Origin of the sequence: Mycolicibacterium novocastrense (assembly GCF_001499835.1) — a bacterium.
In the GTDB taxonomy this organism is placed as follows: domain Bacteria; phylum Actinomycetota; class Actinomycetes; order Mycobacteriales; family Mycobacteriaceae; genus Mycobacterium; species Mycobacterium novocastrense.
In genome coordinates this window covers 73375-99593 of sequence record NZ_LQIH01000011.1, presented here as the reverse complement: position 1 = coordinate 99593, position 26219 = coordinate 73375, and the positions used below count along the sequence as shown (strand labels likewise).

Genomic DNA, 26219 nt, shown 5'->3' with positions numbered 1-26219 from the left:
GTGCGGTCACTGCGCCTCCCGCGCGAGCAGCTCACCGAACCGGCGCAGGTACAGCGGCCAACCCGCATCCCCGCCGACACCGGAGGCGACGGAGTCCCACCCGTCGCCGTGCCGTTCGATGTGGCGATGCTCGAGGATGACGCGCGTGCGGCCGTCCGCTTCGGCGGTGAACACCACCTCCACCTCGCTGCACCGCGTCGGATCCGATTCGATCTGCCAGGTCGGGCCGATGTCCCAGGAGAAGACGAGGCGGTGGGGCGGCTCGACGACGAGCACCCGCGCCCACGCGCACACGCTGCCGTCGACGCCGCGGTCGTAGATGCGCCCGCCGACGCGGGGTTCCAACACTGTCTCGGCGATCGGCACGCCCAGCAGGTTGTGTTCGCGCGGCTTGAACTCGCCGAATCTCTCGGTGAACACCCGAAACGCCCGCTCCAGCGGCGCGTTGACCGTGATGTCGTGGCGGATGACCGCCGACTGGGCTGAGGTCATTGGGGGTCTCCTTCGCTCTCGACCATCTCCTTGAAACCGGCCAGCGCCTGCGTCCAGAAGCGGTCGAGTTCGGCCCGCATCGCGGCCAAACCCGCCGGGTCCAGTTGGTAGACGCGTCGGGTGCCTTCAGCGCGGTCGCACACCAGCCCGGCGAGCTTGAGCACCTTCAGATGCTGGGACACCGCCGGCCGGCTGACCGGAAGTTCGCGGGCCAGCTGCCCCACCGCCATCGGCCGGTGCGCGAGACGTTCGACGATCGACCGCCGCGTGCGGTCCGCCATGGCCACCCACGCATCACCCTCTTGGTAAGCCAGCACGAACGGTAAGTTACCACTGACCAATATCGCGCTGCAAGGGTACGACGGCGCGACGAAGGGATTATTCGGCCAGTTGAACGACGACGCCGATCGCGCCGGCGCCGACATGGATTGCCAGCACCGGCCCCATGTCGGTGACGGTGAGTGACTCGAGCTGAGGGAGCCGATCGGTCAGCGCGGCGCCGACCTCATCGGCGCCGTCGTGGTTGTCGACATGATGCACGGCGATCGATGCCTGGCGCTCACCGACGAGGTCGGCGATGCGGTCCACCATCGCGGCGTGCGCCTTGGTGACCGTCCGGATTCGCTGGTCGAGTACGAGTCGACCGTCGAGATCGAGGCGCAGCAGCGGTTTGAGCGACAGCGCGGTCCCCAACCACGACGTCGCGGTGCCGATCCGCCCGCTCCGGCGCAGGTTGTCCAGCCGGTGTACCACGATGAAGGCGTGGGTGCGCTGAGCGGCCGAACGGGCCACGGCCTCAACCGAATCCAGGTCCGAGCCCGCCGCCGCGGCCTTGGCAGCCGCGACCGCGGTGAACCCCACCCCCATCGCCGCCGAACGCGAATTCACCACACGCACCGAGGATCCGAACTCGCGGGCCGCCTGAACCGCCGAACTGTAACTGCTCGACAGCGCCGACGACAGGTGCACGGCGACCACGCCGTCGCCTCCGCTGTCCCGCAGCGCTTGCCGGTAGGTGTCCGCGAGGTCGACGGGCGCCGCCCCGGCGGTGCTGGCGCGCGGCACGTCGTGGATGTCGTAGGGCACCTCGTCGATCCCGTCTCGCAGATCGATCACATCGACCAGCACGTGCAGCGGCACCTGCCGGATGTCCCACTGTTTCAACTCGTCGGGTGCCAACCGCGACGACGAGTCGGTCACCACGATCACCGACATGGCACGCCGGCTTCGGCGAGCGCCTTGAGCATCGAGTCCGCGACGGCCTGATGAGCTTCGAAGCTCCAGTGGATGCCGTCGGGGTTGCCTTGTCCGCTCATGACGTATTCCCCGACCGCCGCCTTGAGGTCGACGAGCGGAACATCGTGGCGCTCAGCCCATTCGGTGAGCGCCTTCACCGTACCGTCGCGGCCGTGGTGCGCCCTGCCGTAGGTGTCGGCGATGTGCACCGAAGGCAGGCACGCGACGACGGGGATGCCGGGCCGATTGAAGTCGATTGCGCCGCGGGTCATCTCCAGATACTCGGCGGACAGGTGTGGGGGCAGCGCCGGTCGCGCCACCGGCGACAGGCGCGGCTGCACCCAGCCGTACCCGTCGCGCACCCAGCGCCGCAGCCACGGCGGGCGCACGTAGCGGATGAGTTCGCGCAGCGCGGTCGGCAGCGGCGACGGCAGCGAATCCATTCCGCCCGTGGCAAAGACGACCGCACCGGCCCGCGGCAACGCCGCCCATGCCCGCGGATCCTGGATGGCCGCCCACCACACGTCGCGGCAGGTCCAACCGATTCGGCCGATCAGCTCGACATCCCAACCCAGTTGTGCCGCAACGATGTTGGGCCAGATTCGCGGATCGTCGGAGGGGAGCCCGCCGGTCGGGCCGTAATAGGACAGCGAGTCGCAGAAGACCAGCAGGGTCGGACGGTCAGAGGACATCGCCGGCAACCTGCGCTGAGGCGTTCCACACGTCGAGCCGCCACCGGACATCGCCGGGCGCGGCGTCGACGGCGCTGTGGCCGGCCAGCTGTACCCAGCTGGCGTTGCCCATTCCGCCGAGGATCGGCCAGTTGTCCACCGGCAGGCCGAGCAGCGAGGCGGTCAGCGCCGCGATCAACCCGCCGTGGGCGACCAGCACGACCGGTCGGTCCGGTCCGTCGCCAGCCTGGTCCAGCCCCCACTGTCCGTGTTCGCCGATGAGCTCGTCGACCAGCGGCCTGCTGCGCGCGGCGACGTCGACGCGGCTCTCCCCGCCCGGCGGCGCCCACCGCGAGTCGTCGCGCCACGCCAGCCGGGCTCCCGGAGCAATGGCGTCGACCTCCAGATGCGTCAACCCCTGCCACTCGCCTAGGTGGGTCTCCCGCAGGCGGAGGTCGGCGCTCACCGGCATTCCCGCATGCTCCCCCAGCACGACGGCGGTGTCGAGGGCGCGACGCAGATCCGACGACACGATCGCCAGCGGTCGGCGTTTGGCCAACACCTCCGCGGCGGCGACGGCCTGGTGACGTCCCAGATCACTCAGGTCGGTGTCGAGTTGGCCCTGCATCCGGCTACCCGCGTTGTACTCGGTCTGCCCGTGCCGGAGCATGACCAGTCGGCGGATCCTCCTCACTGCCCGTCGACCTCGTCGGCGGACGGTTGCGCGGCGGGCCCGTCGAGATCGACGGGAATGGTCGGGCAGTCTTTCCACAACCGGTCCAGCGCATAGAAGTTGCGCTCGTCCTGATGCTGGATGTGCACCACGATGTCGACGTAGTCCAGCAGCGTCCAGCGGCCCTCGCGGGCGCCTTCACGGCGGGCCGGTTTGTAGCCGGCGAGGCGCATCTTCTCCTCGACCTCGTCGACGATCGCGTTGACCTGACGCTCGTTGGAGGCCGAGGCGATCACGAAGCAGTCGGTGATGACGAGTTGACCCGACACGTCGATCACGACGACGTCGTCTGCCACTTTGGACGCGGCCGCCTTCGCGGCCACTCCTGCCATGCGAACGGCTTCGTCGGAGGCGCTCATTGATGCTTTCCTCGGGTTGTCATTGGTTGTCTCGCATAGAGTCTGCGCTTCGCCACGTACTGCACGACACCGTCGGGCACCAGATACCAGATCGGCCGGTTCTCCTCGGCGCGCTTGCGGCAGTCGGTCGAGGAGATGGCCAGCGCGGGCACCTCCACCAGTCGCAGCGCGTCGTCGGGCAGTTCCTTGATCGCCGCGGCGATGTGCTTGCCGTCCAATTCGTATCCGGGCCTGCTGACCCCGACGAAGCTGGCGATCGCGAACATGTCCTCCCAGTTCTGCCATGTCAGGATCGACGCCAGCGCGTCGGCCCCGGTGATGAAGAACAGGTCGGCGTCGGGGTTGAGCGCGTGCAGATCGAGCAATGTGTCCTTGGTGTAGGTCGGTCCGCCCCGGTCGATGTCGACCCGGCTGACGCTGAACCGGGGATTGGAGGCGGTGGCGATCACCGTCATCAGGTACCGGTCTTCGGCGGCGGTGACGTCGCGGTCCTTCTGCCAGGGCTGCCCGGTAGGGACGAACACGACCTCGTCGAGCCCGAACAGGTCGGCCACCTCGCTGGCGGCCACCAGGTGGCCGTTGTGGATGGGATCGAATGTCCCACCCATCACGCCGAGCCTGCGTCCAGAAGCCATGGAGAGCCAGCTTACTTCTCGCGCCGAGTGGGGGCTCGTGTCACGGTTCGGGCCGCCGGAGCGTGCGGGTAACCCACGTTCGGCGGTAGTCAGACCGGTAGCAACTGGTCGATCACCGAGGCGAGCTGCTTGGCCGAGCGGCATTCGTGCATGGTGATGACGTCGGAGTAGCGCGGTACCGCCGAGTCGCCGCTGCCCCACAGGTGTCGCGGTTCGGGGTTCAGCCAGTGCGCGTGCCTGCTCGAGTTGACCATGTGCGCCAGCAGCTCGATCTCCGGGTTGCGGTAGTTGTTGCGGGCGTCGCCGAGGATCAGCAGCGCGCTGCGCGGCGACAGCACGTTGGGCCAGCGGTCCATGAACGACACGAACGCGTGGCCGTAGTCGGAGTGCCCGTCGCGGGTGTACACCCCCGCCTCGCGGGTGATGCGCTGCACCGCGACCGCCAGGTCGGCATCCGGGCCGAACAGCTCGGTGACCTCGTCGGTGGTGTCGATGAAGGCAAAGACGCGAACCCTGCTGAACTGCTGGCGCAGCGCGTGCACCAGCAGCAGCGTGAAGTGGCTGAAGCCGGCGACCGATCCGGACACGTCGCACAACACCACCAGCTCGGGCCGCGCCGGATGGGGCTTCTTGAGCACGACGTCGATCGGCACCCCACCGGTGGACATGGATTTGCGCAGCGTCTTGCGCAGGTCGATCTCACCGGCCCGCGACCGCCGTCGCCGCGCGGCCAGCCGGGTCGCCAACGTGCGCGCGAGCGGCTGCACGACCTTGCGCATCTGGCGCAGTTGCTCACCCGAGGCGCGCAGGAACTCCACGTTCTCGGTCAGCTGAGGCACCCCGTACATCTGCACGTGGTCACGGCCGAGCTGCTCGGCGGTGCGCCGTTTGGTTTCGGCCTCGACCATCTTGCGTAGCTGGTTGATGCGCTGCGCGGCAAGGGCTTTGGCGATCTGCTCCTGGGTGGGCGTGGGCTCGTCGCCGTAGGGTGCGAGCAGGCCGGCCAGCAGCCGGCCCTCGAGGTCGTCGAGGTTCATCGACTTGAGCGCCTGATACGACGAATACGACGGGCCCCGACTGGAGTTGTACCGGCCGTACGCCTCGACGATCTGAGCGATCATCGCGGCCATCCGCTCGTCGAGGTTGGCCAGATCCTGGTTCTCGGCCAGCATGTCCAGCAGCGCCGCGCGCATCGCCTCGATGTCTTCGGGCGGCAGGCCCGGCTCGTCGGTGTCGGTGTCGTCGTCGTCCTCGACCAGGATCGTCCTGGCACCCAGCGCGGCGGGGAACCACAGGTCGAACATCGCGTCGTAGGTGTCGCGGTGGTCGGGACGGCGCAGTACCGCGCACGCGATGCCCTCGCGCAACGCGTCGCGGTCGGTCAACCCCAGCACCGAGAGCACCCGCCCGGCGTCGACGGTCTCCGACGGACCTACCGAGATACCCTGCGCCCGTAGCGCTTCGACGAACCCGACGAGATGACCGGGCAGGCCGTGCGGCGCCAGCGGCTGCGGCGGTCGGGTCCGGCGGACGGCCATGTCAGTTGAGCCTCAGCTCGCCGGACGCCTTGATCTGATCCGACTGATGTTTGAGCACCACCCCGAGGGTGGCCGCGATGGTCGCGTCGTCGATGGTGTCCAGGCCCAGCGCCAGGATCGTGCGTCCCCAGTCGATCGTCTCGGCCACCGAGGGCAGCTTCTTGAGCTGCATCCCGCGCAGCACGCCGATGATCTTGACCAGTTCGTCGGCCAGGCGCTCAGGCAACTCGGGCACCCGGGACAGCAGGATCCGCCGTTCCAGGTCGGGATCGGGAAAGTCGATGTGCAGGAACAGGCAGCGACGTTTGAGCGCCTCGGACAGCTCCCGGGTGGCGTTGGACGTCAGCACGACGAACGGCGGTCGCTCCGCGGAGATCGTGCCCAGCTCCGGGACGGTCACCGCGAAGTCCGAGAGCACCTCCAGCAGCAGGCCTTCGATCTCGATGTCGGCCTTGTCGGTCTCGTCGATCAGCAGCACGGTCGGCTCGGTGCGCCGGATCGCGGTCAGCAGCGGGCGCGAGAGCAGGAACTCCTCGGAGAACACGTCGTCGCGGGTCTGGTCCCAGTCGCCATGACCGGCTTGGATCCGCAGGATCTGCTTGGCGTGGTTCCACTCGTAGAGGGCACGGGCCTCGTCGACGCCTTCGTAGCACTGCAACCGCACCAGACCCGAACCCGTCGATTGCGCGACGGCGCGGGCCAGTTCGGTCTTGCCGACCCCGGCGGGCCCTTCCACCAACAACGGCTTGCCCAACCGGTCGGCCAGGAAAACCGCTGTGGCGGTTGCGGTGTCGGGAAGATAGCCGGTTTCTGCGAGTCGCCTGCCGACATCTTCGATGTCAGCGAAGAGCGGCGCTGGGCGCGCGGGGACACTCACAAGGCTTCAATTCTGTTCACGCAAGTGCTCATCGGGGAGTTCTCCTGCTCAGGCGGGGCGAGTGTGACCGTCGCCCCACACAATCCATTTCGTCGAGGTCAGTTCGGGCAGACCCATGGGTCCGCGGGCGTGCAGCTTCTGGGTGGAGATGCCGATCTCGGCGCCGAACCCGAACTGCTCGCCGTCGGTGAACGCCGTCGATGCGTTCACCATCACCGCGGCGGCATCGACGCGGTCGGTGAAGCGTTGTGCGGCAGCCAGATCGGTGGCGACGATGGCTTCGGTGTGTCCGGTGCCGTACTCGTTGATGTGGTCGATCGCGGCGTCGACACCTTCGACCACCGCCACCGCGATGTCCATCGACAGGAACTCCGCGCGCAACTCGTCGTCGGACGGGTCGTCGTGCACCGTCACACCGGCGTGCCGCAGCGCCTCGGTCAGCCGCGGCAACGCACGGTCGGCGATGGCCGCGTCGACCAGAACCGATTCGGCCGCGTTGCAGACGCTGGGTCGACGGGTCTTGGCGTTGAGCAGGATTCGTTCGGCGACGTCGAGGTCGGCCGATTCATGCACGTACACATGGCAATTGCCGACACCGGTCTCGATCGTCGGCACCGTCGCGTCACGGACGACGGCGTCGATGAGACCCGCGCCGCCGCGGGGGATGACGACATCGACAAGCCCGCGGGCCTGGATCAGGTGCGTCACGCTGGCACGGTCGGCGCTGGGCAGCAACTGCACGGCGTCGACCTCGAGCAGTTCGGTGGCCAGTGCCGCCCGCAGCGCGTTCACCAGTGCGGCGTTGGAGTTGGCCGCCGAGGAGCTACCGCGAAGCAGGACCGCGTTGCCGGATTTGAGCGTCAACCCGAACGCGTCGACCGTCACGTTGGGCCGGCCTTCGTAGACGATTCCGACGACGCCGAGCGGCACCCGCAACTGGCGCAGCTGCAAACCGTTGGGTAGCGTGCGGCCCTGCAACACCTCGCCGAGCGGATCGGGCAACCGGGACACCTGCCGCAGGCCGTCGGCGATGCCGTCGATCCGCTTCGGGTTCAGCGCGAGCCGATCGAGCATCGCCTCGGGTGTGCCTGCGGCACGGGCGACGTCGAGATCGCGCTCGTTGGCCTCGAGGATCCGGCTCGCCGACATCAGCACATGGTCGGCGGCCGTGTTCAGCGCACGGTTCTTGGTTTCCGAACTCAGGGTGGCCAGCGCGCGGGCCGCGGGGGGGGCCCGGCGGGCGGCGTCGTGCACCTGCTGGCGCAGATCGGCGCCCACAGCGCCGACGGGCGCCTGCACACTCATTTATCCAGGGTATCGAACGAGGTTCGGGCGTTCGACACGTGTCAGGCAGGAGCCCTGCATTAGCGTTGGGAGCCATGGCGCCGCGGGACTGCAGCCGGGTATGCGTGGTCGGCAGTGTCAACGCTGATCTGACTTTCACCGTTCGCACCCTGCCCCGACCCGGCCAGACGGTGCTGGCGTCGGGTCTGTCGATGGCTCCGGGCGGCAAGGGCGGCAACCAGGCGGTCGCGGCGGCCAGGGCGGGCGCAGAGGTGCGACTGGTCGCCGCGCTCGGAAACGACGGCTCGGCGGAGATGTTGCGCAACCACCTCAGCGCCAACGGCGTCGCACTCGACGGCGTCGTCACCGTGCCCGGACCGAGCGGGTCGGCCGTCATCACCGTGGACTCCTCGGCGGAGAACACGATCGTGGTCGCGCCGGGCGCCAACGGCGCCCTGTCCGTGGACTCCGCCGATGTCCGCGCCGTCATCGCCGACAGCGACGTGGTGTTGCTGCAGTTGGAGATCCCGATCGCGACCGCGATCGCCGCCGCGCAGACCGCGTCCGCCGCCGGCGCGGTCGTCGTCGTGAACGCCTCGCCGGCCGGGGCCCCGCCGCACGATCTGCTCGCCCTCTCCGAGTTGGCCGATGTGGTCGTGGTCAACGAGACCGAGGCCGGCGCGTGGCACTGGCCGGTCCCCCATCTCGTGATCACCCGCGGTGCCCGCGGAGCGAGCTACCTGGGCGACGGCGAACGCTTCAGCGTCCCCGCCCCCGCGGTGCGCCCCGTGGACACCACCGGTGCGGGTGATGTGTTCGCCGGCGTGCTCGCCACGCACTGGGTCGACGGCCACGAACTCGCCCTGCGACGAGCATGTGCCGCGGCGGCCCTGTCGACGCTCGTGGCGGGAGCCGGTGACTGCGCGCCCTACGCCGAAGCCATTGACGACGCTGTGTCCAACAGAGCAACAGAAAGGCAGTTATGACGACCACCCAGCCGAGCACCACCGACGCCCCGCGCCCTCCCGAAGGCGACTGGCTCGGCACCCCGTTCCTGAAGTTCACCCGCGAGGGCGCGTTCGGCGTGTGCCGGCTCGACCGCCCCGAGGCCCGCAACGCGATGACGCCCGCGATGTACTTCGGCATCAAGTACGCGGTCAAGCATGTCGAGAGCGACCCCGACCTCGCCGGGCTGCTGCTCACGGGCACCGGCGACGTCTTCGCCCCCGGCGGGGACATGGGCGGCGGCGGCGCCGACAACTGGATGACGTTCGGGCCCGCGCTGGGGATGGACGCGTTGCCGTTCGACACGCTGCGCCAGTCCGCCAAGCCCGTCGTCGCGGCGGTGAACGGGCTGTGCCAGGGCGGTGGGCTGCAGATCGCGCTGTGCGCCGACATCGCCGTGGTCAGCGAGCGGGCCACCTTCCGGGTACCCGAGCTGTACCGCGGAATCGCCGACACGTACTACAGCCACATGCTGGCCCGGCTGATCGGGCCGGTCCGCACCCGCGACCTGATGTTCACCGGTCGCACGCTGACCGCCGCCGAGGCACACGACTGGGGCATGGTGGCCCGGGTGGTGCCCCACGACGAGTTGGCTGAGACGGCTCGCGAGGTGCTGGCCCAATGCTGCCGCACCGCGCCTGCGGCCCGGACCGTCGTCAAGTCGAGCCTGGACAACTACATCGGCCTCTACGACCGCATCGGTATGCAGGCCAGCCTGGGCGCGCCCGAGTCGATCGAGGGCTTCATGGCGTTCAAGGAGCGCCGGTCCCCGGACTGGGTGCACCCGGATCTGCGCATCGACGGCCGCCTCTGAGGGTCGATTTGTGGAGCCGCACCGGCGGTGAGCGCCGGTGCCACTCCACAAATCGCAGAAGGGCGAGGGTTAGAGTTCAGCGTTGGCTGAATACAGCTTGTGATGTACTGTCTGCATCATGCAGACGGTGACTCGCAGCGATGCGCTGTCGCGGTTCGGTTGTGCCCTGTCCGATCCGACGCGGGCCGAGATCCTGCTGATCCTGCGCGACGGCCCCGGCTATCCGTCGGAGCTGGCCGACAAGATCGGCGTATCCCGCCAGATCCTGTCCAACCACCTGGCATGCCTGCGTGGTTGCGGTCTGGTGACCGCGCAGCCGGAGGGCCGGCGCAACCGCTACGACCTCGCCGATGAGCGCATCGCCCACGCGCTCGACGACCTGGTCGGTCTGGTGCTCGAGGTGGACCCGGCCTGCTGTCCGGCCGCCACCGACGACGCCTGCTGCTGATGGCCGCCCCGAGCGAAACCCGCCGCACGGTGCTGGCGCGCCGGATCCGCTGGCTCGTGGCGGCCACGATCACTTACAACGTCCTCGAGGCGATCGTCGCACTGGCCGAGGGCGCCCGGGTGTCGTCGTCGGCGCTGGTGGGGTTCGGCTTGGATTCGATCGTCGAGGTCTCCTCCGCGGCGGCCGTCGCATGGCAGTTCTCCGCACGCGATCCCGAGACGCGGGAGAAGCCCGCGCTGCGATTCATCGCGTTCTCGTTCTTCGCACTCGCCGCGTACGTCGCCGCCGACGCGGTGCTGACGTTGACCGGCCGGAGTGAGGCCGCGCCCTCCGTCGTCGGCATCGTGCTGGCCGCGCTGAGCCTGGTGATCATGCCGGTGCTGTCGTTGGCGCAGCGGCGGGCCGGTCGCGAGTTCGGGTCGACGTCTGCGGTCGCCGACTCCAAACAGACACTGCTGTGCGCGTATCTGTCGGCGATAGTGCTGGCCGGCCTGGTTCTCAACGGCCTGTTCGGCTGGTCGTGGGCCGACCCGGTCGCCGCCCTCGGGATCGCGGTGATCGCGGTCCGCGAAGGGGTCGAGGCGTGGCGCGGTGACCCCTGCTGCGGGTGAAGGGAATAACCATGCCGATCGTCGCCATCGCCCTGTTCGTGGTGTTCGCCGTCCTCGGATTCGGTTGGCGCAGTTGGCAACAGAAGCGCCGCACCGGATCGACCGGTTTTCGGGGCATCAGCGGCCGGCCGTTGTCACTCGAGTGGTTCGCCGGCGTGGGGTTCATCGTGTCGATGGGCGCCGCGGTGTTCGCCCCGATACTGCAACTGGTCGGCGTCATCGCTCCGTTGGCGCCGCTGGATCGAACGTGGGTGAACGTCGCCGGCATCGCGATCGCGGTGGCGGGCATTGCCGCAACGCTCTACGCGCAGATCGACATGGGTGACTCGTGGCGCATCGGGGTCGACGCCAGTGAGAGGACGGCGTTGGTGCGCCGCGGCGTATTCGGCCGGGTGCGCAACCCGATCTTCACCGCGATGATGGTCTTCGGCTTCGGAATCGCGCTGATCACACCGAATCTCGTCGCGGTGCTCGGTTTCGTACTGCTGATCGCGACTATCCAGACACAGGTTCGTGTCGTCGAGGAGCCGTATCTGCTCACCGTGCACGGCGACGCCTACCGCGACTACCTCGCAACCGTCGGCCGATTCCTCCCCGGCGTCGGACGGCGCTAGTCTTCGGGGATCTCGCGCTCGATCTCGTCGAGCCAGGTGCGGGCCGACATGTCCGAGGGCGCCCGCCAGTCACCGCGCGGCGAGAGCGATCCACCGTGCGACACCTTCGGCCCGTTCGGCACGGCCGACCGCTTGAACTGGGCGAACGAATAGTACCGCTGGGCGAACACCTGCAGCCAGTGCCGGATCTCCTTGAGCGAGTACGACGGTCGCTTGGATTCGGGGTACCCGGTCGGCCACTGGCCGCGTTGCGGATCGCTCCAGGCATGCCAGGCCAGAAACGCGACCTTCGACGGCCGGAACCCGAAGCGCAGCACCTGAAACAGCGAAAAGTCCTGCAGCACATAAGGGCCGACCTTGGACTCGCTGCTCTGGATCTCCTCGTCCTCACCGGCCGGCACCAGCTCCGGCGAAATCTCGGTGTCGAGCACCGACTGCAGCACCTCGTTGACCCTGTCGTCGAACTGCCCCGACGAGATCACCCAGCGAATGAGGTGCTGGATCAACGTCTTCGGAACACCACCGTTGACGTTGTAGTGCGACATCTGATCGCCCACGCCGTACGTCGACCACCCCAGCGCGAGTTCCGACAGGTCGCCGGTGCCCAACACGATTCCTCCGCGTTGATTGGCCAGGCGGAACAGGTAATCGGTGCGCAACCCGGCCTGCACGTTCTCGAACGTGACGTCGTAGACCTTCTCCCCGCGGCCGAACGGGTGGTCGATGTTCGTGAGCATCAACTCCGCTGTGGAACTGATGTCGAGTTCGGTGAACGTCACCCCCAGCGCCTCGGCCAACCGCTCGGCGTTGCCCTTGGTCCTCTCCCCTGTCGCGAATCCGGGCATCGTGAACGCGAGAATGTCACTGCGCGGGCGCTGTTCGCGGTCCATTGCCCGCGCGGCGACGATCAAGGCGTGCGTCGAGTCCAGTCCTCCGGACAGCCCGAGCACGATCTTGGGAAAGTCCAGGGCGCGCAGGCGTTGTTCGAGCCCGGCCACCTGGATGCTGTAGGCCTCGTAGCAATCCTGTTCCAGCCGTTCGGGATCCGACGGGACGAACGGGAAGCGCTCGATGTGGCGAAGCAGCCCGACGTCGCCGGTCGGTGGATCGAGCTGGAACTCCACCCGCCGGTAGGTGTCCGTCGATGCCGCGTGGTGCCTGCGGTTGTCGTCGAAGGTGCCCATCCGGAGGCGTTCGGAGCGCAGCAATTCCAGATCGACGTCGGCGACGGAGCGTCGTTCACCCTTGGGGAAGCGCTCGGATTGGGCAAGGCATTCGCCGTTCTCCCAGATCATCGTCTGGCCGTCCCAGGCCAGGTCGGTGGTCGACTCGCCCTCCCCGGCCGCGGCGTAGACATAGGCGGCCAGGCAGCGCGCCGATGCCGAGCGGGCCAACAGGCAGCGGTCTTCCGAGCGCCCGATCGTTATCGGGCTTCCCGAGAGGTTCGCCAACACCGTGGCGCCGGCAAGGGCCGCCGACGCGCTCGGCGGGATCGGCACGAACATGTCCTCGCAGATCTCGACGTGCAACACGAAACCGGGCAGGTCGGTCGCGGTGAACAACAGATCGGGCCCGAACGGAACGTCGGCCCACTCACCTCCGCGGCCCATCCGGATCGCGCCGCGCACATCGTCGCCGGGTGCCATCTGCCTGCGCTCGTAGAACTCGCGATACGTCGGCAGGTACGACTTGGGCACCACGCCGAGCACCCGGCCGCGGTGGATCACGACGGCCGTGTTGTAGATCCGGTGCCGGTAGCGCAGCGGAGCGCCGATCACCAGGACCGGCATCAGGTCGGCGGAGGCGACGACGATGTCGAGCACCGCGTCCTCGACCGCATCGAGCAGCGCATCCTGCATCACGATGTCCTCGATCGAATACCCCGACAGGGTCAGCTCGGGAAAGACCGCGAGCGCGACGCTGTCGTCGTGGCAGGCGCGCGCCAACCGCAGCACCGATTCGGCGTTGGCCCGGGGGTCGGCGAGCGCCGTGTGGTGCGTGCATGCGGCGACGCGGACGAAGCCGTGCCGGTACGCCGAGTAGAAATCCATGCCTCATTGTTGCCCGAAAACGGAACCGGGTATGCAAGTCCCCATGAGTGACACCGCAGTGCTGGTCATCGACATGATGAACACCTACCGCCATCCCGACGCCGAGAAGCTGGCCCCACACGTCGCCGATATCATCGATCCGCTGGCGGCCCTCGTGGCCGAGGCGCGCGACCGCGACGATGTCGACCTCATCTATGTCAACGACAACTACGGCGATTTCACCGCGGAGTTCAGCGACCTCGTGCAGTCGGCGCTACAAGGTGAGCGCCCGGACCTCGTCGAACCGGTCGTCCCGCAGACGGGCTGCCGGTTGATGACGAAGGTGCGCCACAGCGCCTTCTACGCGACCTCGCTCGCTTACCTGCTCGGTCAGCTCAAACCCGAACGGGTCATCCTCACCGGCCAGGTCACCGAGCAGTGCATCCTCTACACCGCGCTGGATGCCTATGTCCGGCACTTTCCCGTCGTCGTCCCGCCCGATGCGGTCGCCCACATCGACCCGGAGCTCAGCGACGCGGCGCTGACCATGATGAAAAGCAACATGAGCGCCGAGATCACGCCCGCGGCAAAGTGTCTGCAGTGATCACTCGGGCGCGACGTGCCGCTCGTAGCCGCGCGCCGAAGACTCACTCCTGACGCCGGCCAGTTCGCGCTGTGATGCACACGTGCCGGGTCCGGTGGTCAGTGCGCGCATCGCGCATCAGCCGAGTGCGGACAGAAGTTCGTCGCACATCCGTTCACACTGGCGGCATACGTCGGCACAGATGCGGCAGTGGTCGTGGTGTTCGGCATGACGGCCACACTCGTCGGCGCATGCGCGGCACGCGGTCACGCAGGATCGCAGCACCTCGGCCGTGAGGTTGGCGTCGTAGCCGGTATGCCGGGATAGCACTCGGGCGGTAGTCGCACAGACATCGGCGCAGTCGGCGTTTGTTCTGATGCACTTGGTCAGTTCCGCGACCGACTCTTCGCTGAGGCAGGCGTCTGCACACGCGGTGCACGCCTGCGCACATTCCAGACAGGCTTCAATGCATGCCACAAGCTTCCCGCGGTCGACACCGCCCAAGTCCTTCGGATAGGTCTCGAGCATCCTGGCCGCAACGCTCATGCCGTCCTCCTTGGTTGTCGACGATCCCCCGTCGCGTACCCGCGGTCGTATCGTGGAAACGGGACAACAGCAGGGTCTTCAGTGCCATCCGACCGACTCGCGCGGCCACGGCGGCCAACGCGAACGCCCCACGCCTACCCCGTGGAACCGGCGCAAACGGGCGCCGGTTCGACGTTTGGCGCCGCTAAGAGCGGGTAGGTCCGCTTCGGTGACGAAATCCAAACGGTGCGAACCCGGTCCCGTCGCGACGGTCCTGCTTGCCGCGCTCCTGGTGGCCGGCTGCGGTAGCTACACCACCGGTGAATCGACCAACCGTGGTTCCGGATCGGAGACCACGGAGACAACAGTCGAAAACGCGTTCGTGGTGCCCCGCTATCTGCCCGGATCGTGCGCCATCCAGGTCGGGAGCACAGCGGAGCTGCGGTTCACGATCACCAACAACCGGCCGGCGGAAACCGAGCGGCTCGAGGGTATTTCGACACCAGCCGCCGAGACCGTCCGTATCACTCCGAACCCGCCTATCGAGGTGGCTGCCGGCACCTCGATGGCCGCCGGGCAACCCGTCGCACCGGGTCGTCCGTTCACGGTGACGCTCGAAGGGACCAAAGACAGCGTCCAGCCCGCGCACAACGTCGACGTGACATTCCGCTTCGAGAAATCCGGGGAACTGACCATGCTCGCGCCCGTCGAAGCCTGCCCGGCCCAGCAATGAGCAACGGCAGGCGCGATCGCATTGCCGAACCGTGGGGAACGCGAACCCCCTACGCCAAGGGCGGACAGTGGCCGAAACGCGTCGACATGTTCCTCGCTGACGAATTGGAACCCGAAAACGTCGACCGCTGGGTGCAGTCGGCCTCGGTTCTGCATTCCAACGGTGACGGGCTCGACATCGCGGTCAAGGACGGTCGGATCGTGGGTGTGCGGGGCCGCGACGACGACCGCGTCAACCACGGTCGGCTCGACCCCAAAGATTTCTACGGGTGGCAGGCCAACGCCTCGCCCGATCGGCTGAGGACACCGATGATCCGCGTCAACGGCGAACTCACCGAATGCGATTGGGACACGGCGATGGATCAGGTGGTGCGCCACAGCAAGCGGCTGCTCGACCGGTATGGGCCGTCGGCGTTCGGTTTCTACACATCGGGTCAGCTGTTTCTCGAGGAGTACTACACCCTCGGTGTCATCGCCCACGGCGCGATCGGCACCAACCACGTCGACGGCAACACCCGGTTGTGCACCGCGACGGCCGCCGAGGCGCTGAAGGAGTCGTTCGGCTGCGACGGTCAGCCAGGGTCCTACACCGACGTCGATCACGCCGACGTCATCGCGCTCTACGGCCACAACGTCGCCGAGACCCAAACCGTGCTGTGGATGCGGATTCTGGACCGCCTCGCCGGACCGGACCCGCCGGCGATCCTGTGCGTTGATCCGCGCAGGACGCCTGTGGCCGAACACGCGACGGTGCACCTCGCCCCGCTGCCCGGTACCAACGTCGCGTTGATGAACGGGCTCCTGCACGAGATCGTGCTCAACGGCTGGGTTGACACCGATTACGTCCGGACCCACGCCGTCGGTTTCGAGGAGTTGCGCAAACGCGTCGCCGAGTTCCCGCCCGAACGTGCCGCCGAGATCTGCGGGGTGTCCGCCGACGACATCCGCTCGGCGGCACGGCTTCTGGGCACCGCGGAACGACTGCTGTCGACGGTGCTGCAGGGCTTCTACCAGTCCCATCAGGCGTCCGCCGCGGCGGTGCAGGTCAACAACATCCACATCCTGCGCGGCATGCTCGGCCAGCCCGGATGTGGGCTGCTGCAGATGAATGGCCAACCCACGGCCGAGAACACGCGCGAATGCGGTGCCGACGGCGATTTGGCCGGCTTCCGAAACTGGTCCAACGACAGCCACATCCGCGAGTTGGCCGACCTGTGGAACCTGGACATGATGCAGATTCCGCACTATGCGCCACCGACGCATGTGATGCAGATGCTTCGATACGCCGAACAGGGCACGCTGCGCCTGCTGTGGGTCAGCGCGACCAATCCGGCGGTGTCACTACCCGAGCTCCGCCGCATCCGCAGCATCCTTAGCCAGCAGCGGCTGTTTCTCGTCGTACAAGACATCTTCCCCACGGAGACGACGGAACTCGCCGACGTGGTGCTGCCCGCGGCCACGTGGGCGGAGAAGACGGGCACGTTCACCAACACCGACAGGACCGTGCACCTGTCGGAGAAAGCGGTGGATCCACCCGGTCAGGCGCGGCCCGATCTCGACATCTTCCTCGATTACGCCCGCCGCATGGATTTTCGTGACCGCGACGGTAATCCGCTGCCGTCGTGGACCGATCCGGAATCGGCCTTCGCCGCGTGGCAGCGATGCAGCGCAGGACGCCCGTGCGATTACACCGGGCTGAGCTACGACAAGCTGCGCGGCAGCCGAGGGATTCAATGGCCCTGCAACGCAGGGAATCCCGAGGGCACCGAACGTCTGTACTCCGACGGGCGGTTCTGGGCCGACCCCGACTATTGCGAGGCCTACGGCAAGGACCTGATCACCGGTGCGCCGCTGGAGCCGACCGAGTACCGGGCGATGAACCCGCACGGGAAGGCGATCATCAAGGCGGCCGAGTATCTGCCGCCGCACGAAACTCCGAGCGACGACTATCCGTTCGCATTGATCACCGGAAGGACCGTGTACCAGTTCCACACCAGGACCAAGACCGGCCGCGTACCCGAGCTTGCCGCGGCCGCTCCGGAGGTGTGGGTCGAGGTGTCCGAGGCCGATGCTCGCCGGGTCGGCATCCAAGAGGGTGATCTTGCCGACATCGAGACACCACGCGGGCGTGTGCGGGCCAAGGCGCGTATCACCGGCATCCGCACCGGCGTGCTGTTCCTGCCGTTTCACTACGGCTACTGGGACACCGAGGCAGCCGAGTGCGATCGGGCCGCCAATGAGCTGACACTGACCGACTGGGATCCGGTCTCCAAGCAGCCGATCTTCAAGACCGCGGCGGCCCGGCTGGCCGTCGCGTCGACCGGAGCGGAGTCATCATGAAACTCGGCTTGTCGCTACGTGAACTGCACCGCTCCGAACTGCGGCTGGCGCGCTCACTCGATGCGATCGCCGCGCGCCACCACAACGACCACGGCATCCATCACGTCGCCAATGACCTCACCGTCTGGTCGCGCGAACACGTCGAACTGATCGCGCAGATCGGTCCCCGCTATGGCGTCCGGTTGCGTGCGCATCCGCGAACCAAGGCCGTCACCGAGACGGCCCAGCAGTGGATCAGCGACCGCCTCGGCCGCCGACCCGAGCCCGCCCTTCTGCTGTTGGCGGACTTGAGGCGGCTGCACCGGCTGGCGGCCGGAGTTTCGCTCGACTGGGAACTGCTGGCCCAGGGCGCACAAGCCGCCAAGGACGAGCGGCTGCTAGAACTCACCCAGCGGTGCCATCCGCAAGCTCTGCGGCAGATGTGGTGGGCGAATGCGATGCTCAAGGAGTTGTCGCCACAGGCGCTGGCGAACTGACCGGAGACCTGATGCGCGCGGGACATGCGCTAAAGGGGTTGATCGCGCGCATGTGGTGCGTGCGATCAACCCCTTAAGCACCGGATGTCCTGGGAGCGCCTACCCTCGATCAGGTGGACGCACCCGAACTCGTCGCCCTGCTGCGCAACCGGCGGATCGCGGTGCTCACCGGCGCGGGGATGTCCACCGACTCGGGAATCCCCGACTACCGCGGCCCGGAATCGCCGCCGAGCAACCCCATGACGATCCGCCAGTTCACCTCCGACCCCGTCTTCCGGCAGCGCTACTGGGCGCGTAACCACCTCGGCTGGCGCCATATGGACGCCACGCTGCCCAACGCCGGCCATCGGGCCCTGGCCGCGCTCGAGGCGGCGGGTGTGGTGTCGGCGCTGATCACGCAGAACGTCGACCTGCTGCACAGCAAGGCGGGCAGCGCCAACGTCGTCAACCTCCACGGCACCTACGCGCAGGTGATCTGCCTCGACTGTGCGCACACGATGACGCGGGCCGCCCTGGCCGAACTGCTGGAGGCGGCCAACCCCGGGTTCGCCCAGCGGGTCGCGGAGTCGGTGGGCGGCATCGCGGTCGCTCCGGACGCCGATGCCGTCGTCGGCGAGACCACATCGTTTCGCGTCGTCGACTGCCCCCGGTGTGGCGGCATGCTCAAACCCGACATCGTCTATTTCGGCGAGAGTGTCCCGAAAGAGCGCGTGGCTCAGGCGTATTCGATGGTCGATGCGGCCGACGTCCTGCTGGTGGCCGGGTCGTCGCTGACGGTGTACTCGGGCTACCGGTTCGTGCGCCACGCCGCGGCGGCCGGAATGCCGATCGCGATCGTCAACCGCGGACCCACCCGCGGGGATGCGCTGGCGACGGTCAAGGTCGACAACGGGTGCTCCCCCATGCTGGCGTTGTTGGCCGACGAGCTGCCCGGCGTTGCGACTTCGGTGGGAATGACGGCGTGACGGAGACATCCGAGGACGCTTCGTGGCTGCGTGAGCTGATCGACCGGCATCGACCTGATCCCGGGCCAGTCACCGGCCGGTGGGCACTGGGCATCGGCGACGTGATCGCCGAGCATTCGCTGACCCCGGACAAGCTGCGGTGGCTGGTGCGCAAGCTCAACCACTTCGGCGGCGTGGCCATCAGCGAGGACTCGGTCGAATTCGACGGGGACACCGTCGAATGGGAGCAGGTCGAAGAGGTCCGGACCCGCAGCCTGATCGAGTACCTGTTCACGGGCGGAGTGGACAAGCAGATCGACAAGCTGCCCCTGCCGTGGTTCCCGTTCCGGCGCAAGGTGCTCGGCGCGGTTTCCCGTGCGGCGCTGACGCTTCTGCTGGCCGCGGCCAAACAGCAACTCGAAGGCGGCGCGCTGGAGATTCGGATCCCGGCAGAGGTGCGCTACGACGGCCTGCTGCGCACTCGCGAACTCACACCGGGAATGCTGGCGGCGGTGATCCTGGCCGATCCGGTGGTCCGCGACTGCTTCGAGGCGACCGCGGAGGCCAACGACGTGACGGTGCAACCCGCCGATGACGACGTCATGGCCAGCGCCGACGAGCGCGCCGACCAGATCAAGGCGGTGCTCGAGGGGATCTCGGCGCGCATCCGATCGCTGGGCGATCACTAGCGCACCGACTCAGACGGCCACCAGGTCGTCGGCGTGCACGGCGGGTCGGCGCAGCTCCGGAGCCAGATCCGACGTCGAGCGGCCCAACATCGTGGTAAGCTCGCCGCGGTCGTAGGCGACGACGCCGCGCGCCACCATCGTCCCGTCCTGGGCGCGCAACTCCACGACGTCGCCGCCGTAGAAGCGCCCCGACACCGCGGTGATACCGGCGGGCAGCAGCGAGCGTCGCTGCGTGACCACCGCGCGCACCGCTCCGTCGTCGAGCGTCAGCGCACCTGCGGCCTCGGCGGCGTAGCGCACCCAGAACCGGCGCGCCGACATCCGCTCGGGCCGCGGCGCGAACACCGTGCCGACGGACGCGTCGGCCAGCGCGGTCGCCGCATCCGAGGCCGCCGCCAACAACACCGGCACCCCCGCGTCGGCGGCCAGCAACGCCGACGACAGCTTCGAGGCCATCCCGCCGGTACCCAGATGGCTGCCCGTGCCGGCCACCACGCCGTCGAGGTCGTCGGGCCCCGCGACCTCGGAGATCAAGCGCGCCCCGCCTGTTTCGCGCTTTCGCGGATCCGAGTCGTACAGACCGTCGATGTCGGACAGCAGGATCAGCGCATCGGCCCCGACGAGGTGGGCGACCAGCGCCGAAAGTCGGTCGTTGTCGCCGAACCGGATCTCGTTGGTGGCCACGGTGTCGTTCTCGTTGACGATCGCCACCGCGTGCAGCGCCCGCAACCGGTCGAGCGTGCGCTGGGCGTTGGTGTGCTGCACCCGCATCGAGATGTCGTGCGCAGTCAACAGCACCTGGCCCACGGTGCGGTCATAGCGCGCGAAGGCCGCGCTCCACGCGTTGACCAGTGCGACCTGACCGACGCTGGCGGCCGCCTGTTTGGTGGCCAGGTCGGCGGGACGTCTGTTCAGCCGCAGCGGTTCGATGCCCGCCGCGATCGCTCCCGACGACACGATCACCACGTCCGAACCGGCCCGCATCCGGCCCTCGATGGCCTCGACCAGCACCGCGAGCCTGCTGGCGTCGAACACGCCCGCCGGTGTGGTCAGCGCGGTGGTGCCGATTTTCACGACGATGCTGCGCGCGGTGCGGACCGCTTCCCGGTGCGCGGAGTCCGCGGCGCGCGGCGAAGCCGTCATGATTCGCCGCCGGGGCGCCGCCGTTCCCGCCGCGCGGCTTTGCGTTCGGCGGCCCCGACGCGATCGGTCTGCTCGAGCCGCTGATCCGTGCCGCGACCCGACATCGGCACGTCGATCCCGGCCGGTGTCTGTGGCTCCCAGTCGAAGGTGACGTCACCGATGGTCACCGCGCATCCGGGCCGCGCGCCCAGCTTCAACAGCTCGTCCTCGACACCCAGGCGCGCCAGCCGGTCACCGAGGTAGCCGACCGCCTCGTCGTTGTCGAAATCGGTTTGGGCGACCCAGCGTTCGGGCCGGACGCCGTGTACGACGAAGCCGCCGTGTCCGTCCGGCTCGACGGTGAAACCGCTCTCGTCCACGGGGACGGGACGGATGACGGGTCGACGCGGCACCACCGGCGGTTGCGCATCGCGGTAGGCCGACACCATCTCCCACAGCGCGAACGTCAACGGCCGCAACCCTTCCCGGGTCACGGTGGACACCTCGAAGACGGGCCAGCCGTAGCGGCGCCCGATCTCCTCGCGGACGAATTCGGCCAACTCCCGGGCATCGGGCACGTCGATCTTGTTCAACACCACCGCACGCGGACGTTCGGCGAGGTCACCCAGCGTCGAATCGCCTTGCAGCGTCGGGGTGTACGCGGCGAGCTCGGCTTCCAGCGCGTCGATGTCGGAGACGGGATCGCGCCCGGGTTCCATCGTCGCGCAGTCGACCACGTGCACCAGCACCGCGCAGCGTTCGATGTGCCGCAGGAAGTCCAGTCCCAGCCCACGCCCCTGCGAGGCGCCGGGGATGAGGCCGGGCACGTCGGCGACGGTGAAGGTGTTGCCGCCCGCGGACACCACCCCGAGGTTGGGCGCCAGCGTCGTGAACGGATAGTCGGCGATCTTGGGTTTGGCCGCCGAGATCACCGACACCAGGGAGGACTTGCCCGCGGAGGGGAAGCCGACGAGTCCGACGTCGGCGACGGTCTTGAGTTCCAGCGTCAGGTCGCGGACCTGACCCTTCTCCCCGAGCAGCGCGAAGCCCGGCGCCTTGCGTGCGCGCGATGCCAGCGCGGCGTTGCCCAGGCCTCCGCGGCCACCGGCGGCCGCTTCGAAGCGGGTGCCCGCGCCGACGAGGTCGGCGAGCAGACGGCCGTCCTCGTCGAGCACCACCGTGCCGTCGGGAACCTTGACCTCGAGGTCGGCGCCCGCTGCCCCGTCCCGGTTGCCGCCCGCACCCTGCTTGCCCGAGGGTGCGACGACGTGGGGATGGAAGTGGAAATCGAGCAGCGTGTGCACCTGCGGGTCGACGACGAAAATCACGCTGCCGCCTCGGCCCCCGTTACCGCCGTCGGGGCCGCCGAGGGGTTTGAACTTCTCACGGTGGACCGAGGCGCAACCGTTGCCGCCGTTGCCGGCCCGCGCATGGATGACGACGCGGTCGACGAAGCGAGGCATCGGTCCTTCCTTTCCGTGAGGTGTGAGCTACTGCCAGCTTCAGCCGGGAAGTCGCAGCAGCATCACATTCGCGGCAGGAAGTCAGGCCTCCTGCGGCGCCGGTCGAACGACGCTGACGGTCTTGCGACCACGCTTGGAGCCGAACTCGACGGCACCGGGGGCGGTGGCGAACAGGGTGTCGTCACCGCCGCGGCCGACGTTGGTGCCGGGATGGAAATGGGTACCGCGCTGCCGCACCAGGATTTCGCCGGCCTTGACGATCTGGCCGCCGAACCGCTTGACCCCGAGCCGCTGTGCGGCGGAGTCGCGACCGTTACGCGAGCTTGAAGCGCCCTTCTTGTGTGCCATGTCTGGTTCCTCTACTTGATCCCGGTGACCTTGAGGACGGTCAGCTGCTGACGGTGACCCTGCCGCTTGTGGTAGCCGGTCTTGTTCTTGAACTTGTGGATGCGGATCTTCGGGCCCTTGGTGTGCTCGAGGATCTCACCGGTGACGGCGACCTTCTCCAGCGACTTGGCATCGGAAGTCACCTTCGACCCGTCGACGACGAGGGCCACGGGCAACGAGACGCTGGCGCCGGGCTCGGACTCGAGCTTCTCGACCTTCACCACGTCGCCGACGGCGACCTTGTACTGCTTGCCGCCGGTCTTGACGATTGCGTACGTGGCCATCGTGCTTGCTACTCCTACGTCGTTCACTGGGCGCGCGCGATTTCCCGCTGCGCTGGTCTGGGTTTGCGACTGTCGCCGACTCGCATGGTCCAGCCTGGCGACAACTGCTCAAGGCTACTTGAGCCGCCGCATGAGGGTCAAATCACCGCAGGTCACGGCTCGTCGGCGCCCGGCGCCAGCTCAGCCGTCGCGGCGCGGTGGGCCCGCAGGTCGTGCGGCCGCGCGGCGCCGGTGCCGCCCTCCGGAGACGGCCGCGGATCCGACGCTCCTGGTGTCGTAGTCATCGGACTCGTCGTCCTCGTCTGAATCCTCGTCGTCCTCGTCGGCGTCGTCATCGGAGTCGTCGGCGCCGATGACCTCGATGTCGTCGTCGATGTCGTCTTCGTCGTCGTCGGAATCCAGGTCGATCTCGTCTTCGTCCTCATCGGAATCCTCGTCGGACTCCTCGTCCTCATCGGAATCCTCGTCGAAGTCCTCGTCCTCGAGGTCTTCGATATCGTCCTCGCCCGACTCGATCACCGCGGTCCGGATGGCCTCCGAGTGAGCTTCCGCTTCGGTCTCGGCGGCCTCCTCCGGCTTCTGCTCCCCGCGCTCGTCGTCGGTGGTCTCGTCCTCGTCTGCGTCGTGGCGACCGTTGGCGGCCGCCATCGCCTTGAACATCGGGTGCTCGCCCGCGGGATGCGGCGGGACCTTGGCCACGGCGACGTCGTCGGACTTGCCGCCGCGCTTGCCGCGTTTACCGCGCCGGCCGCCGGTGTCGGACTTGCGCCCGCTGCTCGAGGCCGAATCGACCGGGTCGCCGTGCAACACGATCCCCCGTCCGGCGCAGTGGGTACACGGCGTCGAGAACGCCTCCACCAGACCGGTTCCGAGCCGCTTGCGCGTCAACTGGACCAGGCCCAGCGAGGTCACCTCGGAGACCTGATGGCGGGTCCGGTCGCGGGCCAGCGCCTCGGTCAGCCGCCGCAGCACCAGGTCGCGGTTGGACTCGAGCACCATGTCGATGAAGTCGATCACCACGATGCCGCCGATGTCGCGCAGTCTGAGCTGACGCACGATCTCCTCGGCCGCCTCGAGGTTGTTGCGGGTGACGGTCTGCTCGAGGTTGCCGCCCGACCCGGTGAACTTGCCGGTGTTGACGTCGACGACGGTCATGGCCTCGGTGCGGTCGATGACGAGCGTGCCGCCCGACGGTAGCCACACCTTGCGGTCCATCGCCTTGGTCAGCTGCTCGTCGATGCGGTGCACCGCGAACACGTCGGGACCGTCGGGGGAAGCGGGCTCGTACTTCGTCAACCGCGGAAGAAGTTCGGGCGCAACCGAATTCACATAGTCGTTGATGGTCTTCCAGGCGTCGTCACCGGAGACCGTCAACCCCGTGAAGTCCTCGTTGAACAAGTCGCGGATCACCTTGACCAACACGTCGGGTTCCTCGTAGAGCGCGACTGCCGCACCGGCCTTCTTGGCGGTGATGTCGGCGGCTTTGGCCTCGATCTCGGACCAGCGTTTGGCGAGGCGTTCGACGTCGTTGCGGATGTCTTCTTCTTTGACGCCCTCGGACGCGGTGCGGATGATCACCCCGGCGTCGGGCGGCACGACCTCACGCAGGATCTCCTTGAGACGCTGCCGCTCCGTGTCGGGCAGTTTGCGGCTGATGCCGGTCGACGAGGCGCCGGGCACGTAGACCAGGTACCGGCCCGCCAGCGACACCTGCGTCGTCAACCGGGCGCCCTTGTGCCCGACGGGGTCCTTGCTGACCTGGACGACGACGTAGTCGCCCGGCTTGAGCGCCTGTTCGATCTTGCGTGATGCGCCGCCGAGTCCGGCGGCTTCCCAGTTGACCTCGCCGGCGTAGAGGACACCGTTGCGCCCGCGGCCGATGTCGACGAAGGCCGCCTCCATCGAAGGCAGCACGTTCTGCACGATGCCGAGGTAGATGTTGCCGACCAGGGAGGCAGACGCCGCCGAGGTCACGAAGTGCTCGACGACGACGCCGTCCTCGAGCACCGCGATCTGGGTGTAGCGGGCACCCTCGTGCGGAGGTTCGGTGCGGACCTTGTCGCGGACCACCATCATCCGTTCGACGGCCTCGCGCCTGGCCAGGAATTCGGCCTCGCTCAGGATGGGCGGGCGGCGCCTGCCGGCGTCTCGGCCGTCGCGCCTGCGTTGCCGTTTGGCCTCCAGCCGGGTCGACCCGCTGATGCCCTGGATCTCGCTGTCACCGCTGCCAGACTTGTCGTTCCTGGTCGACTTCCGCGGTTCGCGCTCGTGCACGACGGTGTTGGGCGGGTCGTCCGGCGAGGCCGCGTCGCTGTCATCCCCCGATCCCGACTTGCGACGACGGCGACGGCGACGACGGCGGGTGGCGCCATCGGTGCCGGTGCTCTCGTCGTCGCCGTTGTCCTCGTCGGAGTCGTCCGACTCGTCGCCGTCCTGGTCGCCGCCCTGAGAACCGCCCTGACTGGCGTCGACGTCGCCGTCGCTGTCGTCACCGTTCTGCTCACCGCGGCCGCGGCCCCGGCCGCGCCTGCCGCGGCGGCGACGGCGACCGGAGGGACGCTCGGACTGGTCGTCCTCGCCGTCCTGGCCGTCGTCATCGTCGTCGTCGTCGTTGTCGTCATCATCGTCGTCGGCGTCGTACTCGAATCGGACCGGCTGCGGCGCGACGAACAACGGCATGTATTCGGCGCGCTCCGGCGCCTCCTCGGGGGTCTCAAGAATCAGCCGGGACTCCGGCTCGTCTCCGTTGCTTGGTTCCGCGGCATCTGCGGGTTGGGCGGCGCCCGTCGGTTCGCCGGCGGCATCCGCGGCTTGAGGCGTCTGCGCTGTGTCGGCACCGTCGGCGAGCGCTTCACGCACGCGCTGCGCCTCGTCCTGCGCGACCGCGGATTCGGCGGTGCGAGGGCGGCCGTCCAACTCGGTCAGCGCCTGAAGAACCCGCTCGCTGGTGGTGCCCAGCACCTGGGCCAGCGAATCGACCCTCAACGATTCGGGCTGAGAGTCCTGCGCTTCTCGCGTGTCTTCAGATAGGTCTTCGGTTGGGGCATCTTCGGCCACGTAGTCTCCTTAAGCCCCCGGGCGCGTCATGTTTGACGCGGCCACGCGAGGGCTTCCGCTATGGACCCGGGTGAGTTCGCCCGAGCTTGTTGTGGTCTCGCTCCGAGGGGCCCACTGGGGGCCATCCCGGTGCCGGTCTGAATGATGGCTGGACGGTCGGCGCCGCATCACGCGTGGCGATGGTCGCGCACGTCTAAGTCTTCATTCGGGTGTCCGGTCCCGGTTGGCGGCCGGTCACCCGAGTCGAGTATCCCACATCACGACGCCCCG

At 68.2% G+C, this 26219-nt stretch carries 28 protein-coding genes; 11 read left to right on the top strand and 17 right to left on the bottom strand.

The window, feature by feature from the left end:
- Window positions 1-6: 6 nt before the first annotated feature.
- The 10 genes from AU072_RS10205 to AU072_RS10160 form a co-directional block, all read right to left on the bottom strand.
- Window positions 7-492 carry an SRPBCC family protein gene (locus AU072_RS10205; RefSeq protein ID WP_064413671.1) on the bottom strand — a complete coding sequence of 162 codons (486 nt, stop codon included), beginning with the start codon at window positions 490-492 and terminating at the stop codon, window positions 7-9.
- Window positions 489-773: an ArsR/SmtB family transcription factor gene (locus tag AU072_RS10200; RefSeq protein WP_064413701.1), complete on the bottom strand. Its 285-nt coding sequence runs from the start codon at window positions 771-773 to the stop codon at window positions 489-491. The genes AU072_RS10205 and AU072_RS10200 overlap by 4 nt, the downstream gene beginning before the upstream one ends.
- Window positions 774-870: 97 nt before the next feature.
- Window positions 871-1707: a DegV family protein gene (locus AU072_RS10195; protein WP_064413670.1), complete on the bottom strand. Its 837-nt coding sequence runs from the start codon at window positions 1705-1707 to the stop codon at window positions 871-873.
- Entirely contained in the window at window positions 1698-2420 is a 723-nt protein-coding gene (gene octT / locus AU072_RS10190; protein ID WP_064413669.1) for a diglucosylglycerate octanoyltransferase, read from the bottom strand. The genes AU072_RS10195 and octT overlap by 10 nt, the downstream gene beginning before the upstream one ends.
- The gene (gene gpgP, locus AU072_RS10185) at window positions 2410-3069 is read right to left on the bottom strand and encodes a glucosyl-3-phosphoglycerate phosphatase (protein ID WP_064413668.1); all 660 of its coding nucleotides are present in this window, start codon (window positions 3067-3069) and stop codon (window positions 2410-2412) included. The genes octT and gpgP overlap by 11 nt, the downstream gene beginning before the upstream one ends.
- Before the next feature lie 20 nt (window positions 3070-3089).
- On the bottom strand, window positions 3090-3491 hold the full coding sequence (gene rsfS / locus AU072_RS10180) for a ribosome silencing factor (protein ID WP_064413667.1): 402 nt from the start codon (window positions 3489-3491) through the stop codon (window positions 3090-3092).
- On the bottom strand, window positions 3488-4126 hold the full coding sequence (nadD, locus tag AU072_RS10175) for a nicotinate-nucleotide adenylyltransferase (RefSeq protein WP_082680759.1): 639 nt from the start codon (window positions 4124-4126) through the stop codon (window positions 3488-3490). Before nadD ends, rsfS begins: the two co-directional genes overlap by 4 nt.
- An 89-nt stretch (window positions 4127-4215) precedes the next feature.
- Window positions 4216-5664 carry a vWA domain-containing protein gene (locus AU072_RS10170; RefSeq protein ID WP_064413665.1) on the bottom strand — a complete coding sequence of 483 codons (1449 nt, stop codon included), beginning with the start codon at window positions 5662-5664 and terminating at the stop codon, window positions 4216-4218.
- 1 nt (window position 5665) lies between these two features.
- Window positions 5666-6541 carry an AAA family ATPase gene (locus AU072_RS10165; protein ID WP_064413664.1) on the bottom strand — a complete coding sequence of 292 codons (876 nt, stop codon included), beginning with the start codon at window positions 6539-6541 and terminating at the stop codon, window positions 5666-5668.
- A gap of 48 nt (window positions 6542-6589) precedes the next feature.
- Entirely contained in the window at window positions 6590-7846 is a 1257-nt protein-coding gene (locus AU072_RS10160) for a glutamate-5-semialdehyde dehydrogenase (RefSeq protein WP_064413663.1), read from the bottom strand.
- 74 nt (window positions 7847-7920) lie between these two features.
- Here AU072_RS10160 and AU072_RS10155 point away from each other — a divergent pair, with 74 nt between their 5' ends.
- From AU072_RS10155 to AU072_RS10135, 5 genes are all read left to right on the top strand, one after another.
- Window positions 7921-8811 (top strand): PfkB family carbohydrate kinase, encoded by an 891-nt coding sequence (locus AU072_RS10155; protein ID WP_064413662.1) that lies wholly within the window; start codon window positions 7921-7923, stop codon window positions 8809-8811.
- On the top strand, window positions 8808-9644 hold the full coding sequence (locus AU072_RS10150; protein WP_064413661.1) for an enoyl-CoA hydratase/isomerase family protein: 837 nt from the start codon (window positions 8808-8810) through the stop codon (window positions 9642-9644). The genes AU072_RS10155 and AU072_RS10150 overlap by 4 nt, the downstream gene beginning before the upstream one ends.
- A 118-nt stretch (window positions 9645-9762) precedes the next feature.
- Entirely contained in the window at window positions 9763-10092 is a 330-nt protein-coding gene (locus AU072_RS10145; RefSeq protein WP_064413660.1) for an ArsR/SmtB family transcription factor, read from the top strand.
- On the top strand, window positions 10092-10703 hold the full coding sequence (locus AU072_RS10140; protein WP_064413659.1) for a cation efflux transmembrane domain-containing protein: 612 nt from the start codon (window positions 10092-10094) through the stop codon (window positions 10701-10703). Before AU072_RS10145 ends, AU072_RS10140 begins: the two co-directional genes overlap by 1 nt.
- Window positions 10704-10714: 11 nt before the next feature.
- Window positions 10715-11317: a methyltransferase family protein gene (locus AU072_RS10135; RefSeq protein ID WP_064413658.1), complete on the top strand. Its 603-nt coding sequence runs from the start codon at window positions 10715-10717 to the stop codon at window positions 11315-11317.
- Here AU072_RS10135 and AU072_RS10130 read toward each other — a convergent pair.
- Window positions 11314-13368, bottom strand: coding sequence for an NAD(+) synthase (locus AU072_RS10130; protein ID WP_064413657.1), 2055 nt, complete (start codon window positions 13366-13368; stop codon window positions 11314-11316). The genes AU072_RS10135 and AU072_RS10130 overlap by 4 nt on opposite strands.
- 43 nt (window positions 13369-13411) lie before the next feature.
- Here AU072_RS10130 and AU072_RS10125 point away from each other — a divergent pair, with 43 nt between their 5' ends.
- Window positions 13412-13951 carry a cysteine hydrolase family protein gene (locus tag AU072_RS10125; protein ID WP_064413656.1) on the top strand — a complete coding sequence of 180 codons (540 nt, stop codon included), beginning with the start codon at window positions 13412-13414 and terminating at the stop codon, window positions 13949-13951.
- Window positions 13952-14068: 117 nt separating this feature from the next.
- Here the strand turns inward: AU072_RS10125 and AU072_RS10120 are convergent, their stop codons facing one another.
- Window positions 14069-14476, bottom strand: coding sequence for a four-helix bundle copper-binding protein (locus AU072_RS10120; RefSeq protein ID WP_064413655.1), 408 nt, complete (start codon window positions 14474-14476; stop codon window positions 14069-14071).
- A gap of 208 nt (window positions 14477-14684) precedes the next feature.
- Between AU072_RS10120 and AU072_RS10115 the strand changes: the two genes are divergently transcribed.
- From AU072_RS10115 to AU072_RS10095, 5 genes are all read left to right on the top strand, one after another.
- On the top strand, window positions 14685-15188 hold the full coding sequence (locus tag AU072_RS10115; protein ID WP_064413654.1) for a copper chaperone PCu(A)C domain-containing protein: 504 nt from the start codon (window positions 14685-14687) through the stop codon (window positions 15186-15188).
- Window positions 15185-17527, top strand: a complete 2343-nt coding sequence (locus tag AU072_RS10110) for a molybdopterin oxidoreductase family protein (RefSeq protein ID WP_064413653.1) — start codon at window positions 15185-15187, stop codon at window positions 17525-17527. Before AU072_RS10115 ends, AU072_RS10110 begins: the two co-directional genes overlap by 4 nt.
- Window positions 17524-18003 carry a hypothetical protein gene (locus tag AU072_RS10105; protein ID WP_064413652.1) on the top strand — a complete coding sequence of 160 codons (480 nt, stop codon included), beginning with the start codon at window positions 17524-17526 and terminating at the stop codon, window positions 18001-18003. The genes AU072_RS10110 and AU072_RS10105 overlap by 4 nt, the downstream gene beginning before the upstream one ends.
- A gap of 113 nt (window positions 18004-18116) precedes the next feature.
- Entirely contained in the window at window positions 18117-18968 is an 852-nt protein-coding gene (locus AU072_RS10100) for an NAD-dependent protein deacetylase (RefSeq protein ID WP_064413651.1), read from the top strand.
- A complete protein-coding gene (locus tag AU072_RS10095) occupies window positions 18965-19636 on the top strand; it encodes a hypothetical protein (protein WP_064413650.1) in 672 nt (223 codons plus the stop codon). The genes AU072_RS10100 and AU072_RS10095 overlap by 4 nt, the downstream gene beginning before the upstream one ends.
- A gap of 9 nt (window positions 19637-19645) precedes the next feature.
- Here AU072_RS10095 and proB read toward each other — a convergent pair whose 3' ends face one another.
- From proB to AU072_RS10070, 5 genes are all read right to left on the bottom strand, one after another.
- On the bottom strand, window positions 19646-20779 hold the full coding sequence (gene proB / locus AU072_RS10090) for a glutamate 5-kinase (protein WP_064413649.1): 1134 nt from the start codon (window positions 20777-20779) through the stop codon (window positions 19646-19648).
- Window positions 20776-22221 carry a GTPase ObgE gene (gene obgE, locus AU072_RS10085; RefSeq protein WP_064413648.1) on the bottom strand — a complete coding sequence of 482 codons (1446 nt, stop codon included), beginning with the start codon at window positions 22219-22221 and terminating at the stop codon, window positions 20776-20778. The genes proB and obgE overlap by 4 nt, the downstream gene beginning before the upstream one ends.
- Before the next feature lie 81 nt (window positions 22222-22302).
- A complete protein-coding gene (gene rpmA / locus AU072_RS10080; RefSeq protein ID WP_064350409.1) occupies window positions 22303-22569 on the bottom strand; it encodes a 50S ribosomal protein L27 in 267 nt (88 codons plus the stop codon).
- Between the two features lie 11 nt (window positions 22570-22580).
- Window positions 22581-22892, bottom strand: coding sequence for a 50S ribosomal protein L21 (gene rplU, locus AU072_RS10075; RefSeq protein ID WP_064350408.1), 312 nt, complete (start codon window positions 22890-22892; stop codon window positions 22581-22583).
- Between the two features lie 180 nt (window positions 22893-23072).
- Window positions 23073-25949 carry a ribonuclease E gene (locus AU072_RS10070; protein WP_064413647.1) on the bottom strand — a complete coding sequence of 959 codons (2877 nt, stop codon included), beginning with the start codon at window positions 25947-25949 and terminating at the stop codon, window positions 23073-23075.
- Between the last annotated feature and the right edge of the window lie 270 nt (window positions 25950-26219).

Coding starts and splice junctions, on each gene's coding strand:
- AU072_RS10205 (WP_064413671.1), bottom strand. CDS start 492: ATGACCTCAGCCCAGTCGGCGGTCATCCGCCACGACATCACGGTCAAC.
- AU072_RS10200 (WP_064413701.1), bottom strand. CDS start 773: ATGGCGGACCGCACGCGGCGGTCGATCGTCGAACGTCTCGCGCACCGG.
- AU072_RS10195 (WP_064413670.1), bottom strand. CDS start 1,707: ATGTCGGTGATCGTGGTGACCGACTCGTCGTCGCGGTTGGCACCCGAC.
- octT (WP_064413669.1), bottom strand. CDS start 2,420: ATGTCCTCTGACCGTCCGACCCTGCTGGTCTTCTGCGACTCGCTGTCC.
- gpgP (WP_064413668.1), bottom strand. CDS start 3,069: ATGCTCCGGCACGGGCAGACCGAGTACAACGCGGGTAGCCGGATGCAG.
- rsfS (WP_064413667.1), bottom strand. CDS start 3,491: ATGAGCGCCTCCGACGAAGCCGTTCGCATGGCAGGAGTGGCCGCGAAG.
- nadD (WP_082680759.1), bottom strand. CDS start 4,126: ATGGCTTCTGGACGCAGGCTCGGCGTGATGGGTGGGACATTCGATCCC.
- AU072_RS10170 (WP_064413665.1), bottom strand. CDS start 5,664: ATGGCCGTCCGCCGGACCCGACCGCCGCAGCCGCTGGCGCCGCACGGC.
- AU072_RS10160 (WP_064413663.1), bottom strand. CDS start 7,846: ATGAGTGTGCAGGCGCCCGTCGGCGCTGTGGGCGCCGATCTGCGCCAG.
- AU072_RS10155 (WP_064413662.1), top strand. CDS start 7,921: ATGGCGCCGCGGGACTGCAGCCGGGTATGCGTGGTCGGCAGTGTCAAC.
- AU072_RS10150 (WP_064413661.1), top strand. CDS start 8,808: ATGACGACCACCCAGCCGAGCACCACCGACGCCCCGCGCCCTCCCGAA.
- AU072_RS10145 (WP_064413660.1), top strand. CDS start 9,763: ATGCAGACGGTGACTCGCAGCGATGCGCTGTCGCGGTTCGGTTGTGCC.
- AU072_RS10140 (WP_064413659.1), top strand. CDS start 10,092: ATGGCCGCCCCGAGCGAAACCCGCCGCACGGTGCTGGCGCGCCGGATC.
- AU072_RS10135 (WP_064413658.1), top strand. CDS start 10,715: ATGCCGATCGTCGCCATCGCCCTGTTCGTGGTGTTCGCCGTCCTCGGA.
- AU072_RS10130 (WP_064413657.1), bottom strand. CDS start 13,368: ATGGATTTCTACTCGGCGTACCGGCACGGCTTCGTCCGCGTCGCCGCA.
- AU072_RS10125 (WP_064413656.1), top strand. CDS start 13,412: ATGAGTGACACCGCAGTGCTGGTCATCGACATGATGAACACCTACCGC.
- AU072_RS10120 (WP_064413655.1), bottom strand. CDS start 14,476: ATGAGCGTTGCGGCCAGGATGCTCGAGACCTATCCGAAGGACTTGGGC.
- AU072_RS10110 (WP_064413653.1), top strand. CDS start 15,185: ATGAGCAACGGCAGGCGCGATCGCATTGCCGAACCGTGGGGAACGCGA.
- AU072_RS10105 (WP_064413652.1), top strand. CDS start 17,524: ATGAAACTCGGCTTGTCGCTACGTGAACTGCACCGCTCCGAACTGCGG.
- proB (WP_064413649.1), bottom strand. CDS start 20,779: ATGACGGCTTCGCCGCGCGCCGCGGACTCCGCGCACCGGGAAGCGGTC.
- obgE (WP_064413648.1), bottom strand. CDS start 22,221: ATGCCTCGCTTCGTCGACCGCGTCGTCATCCATGCGCGGGCCGGCAAC.
- rpmA (WP_064350409.1), bottom strand. CDS start 22,569: ATGGCACACAAGAAGGGCGCTTCAAGCTCGCGTAACGGTCGCGACTCC.
- rplU (WP_064350408.1), bottom strand. CDS start 22,892: ATGGCCACGTACGCAATCGTCAAGACCGGCGGCAAGCAGTACAAGGTC.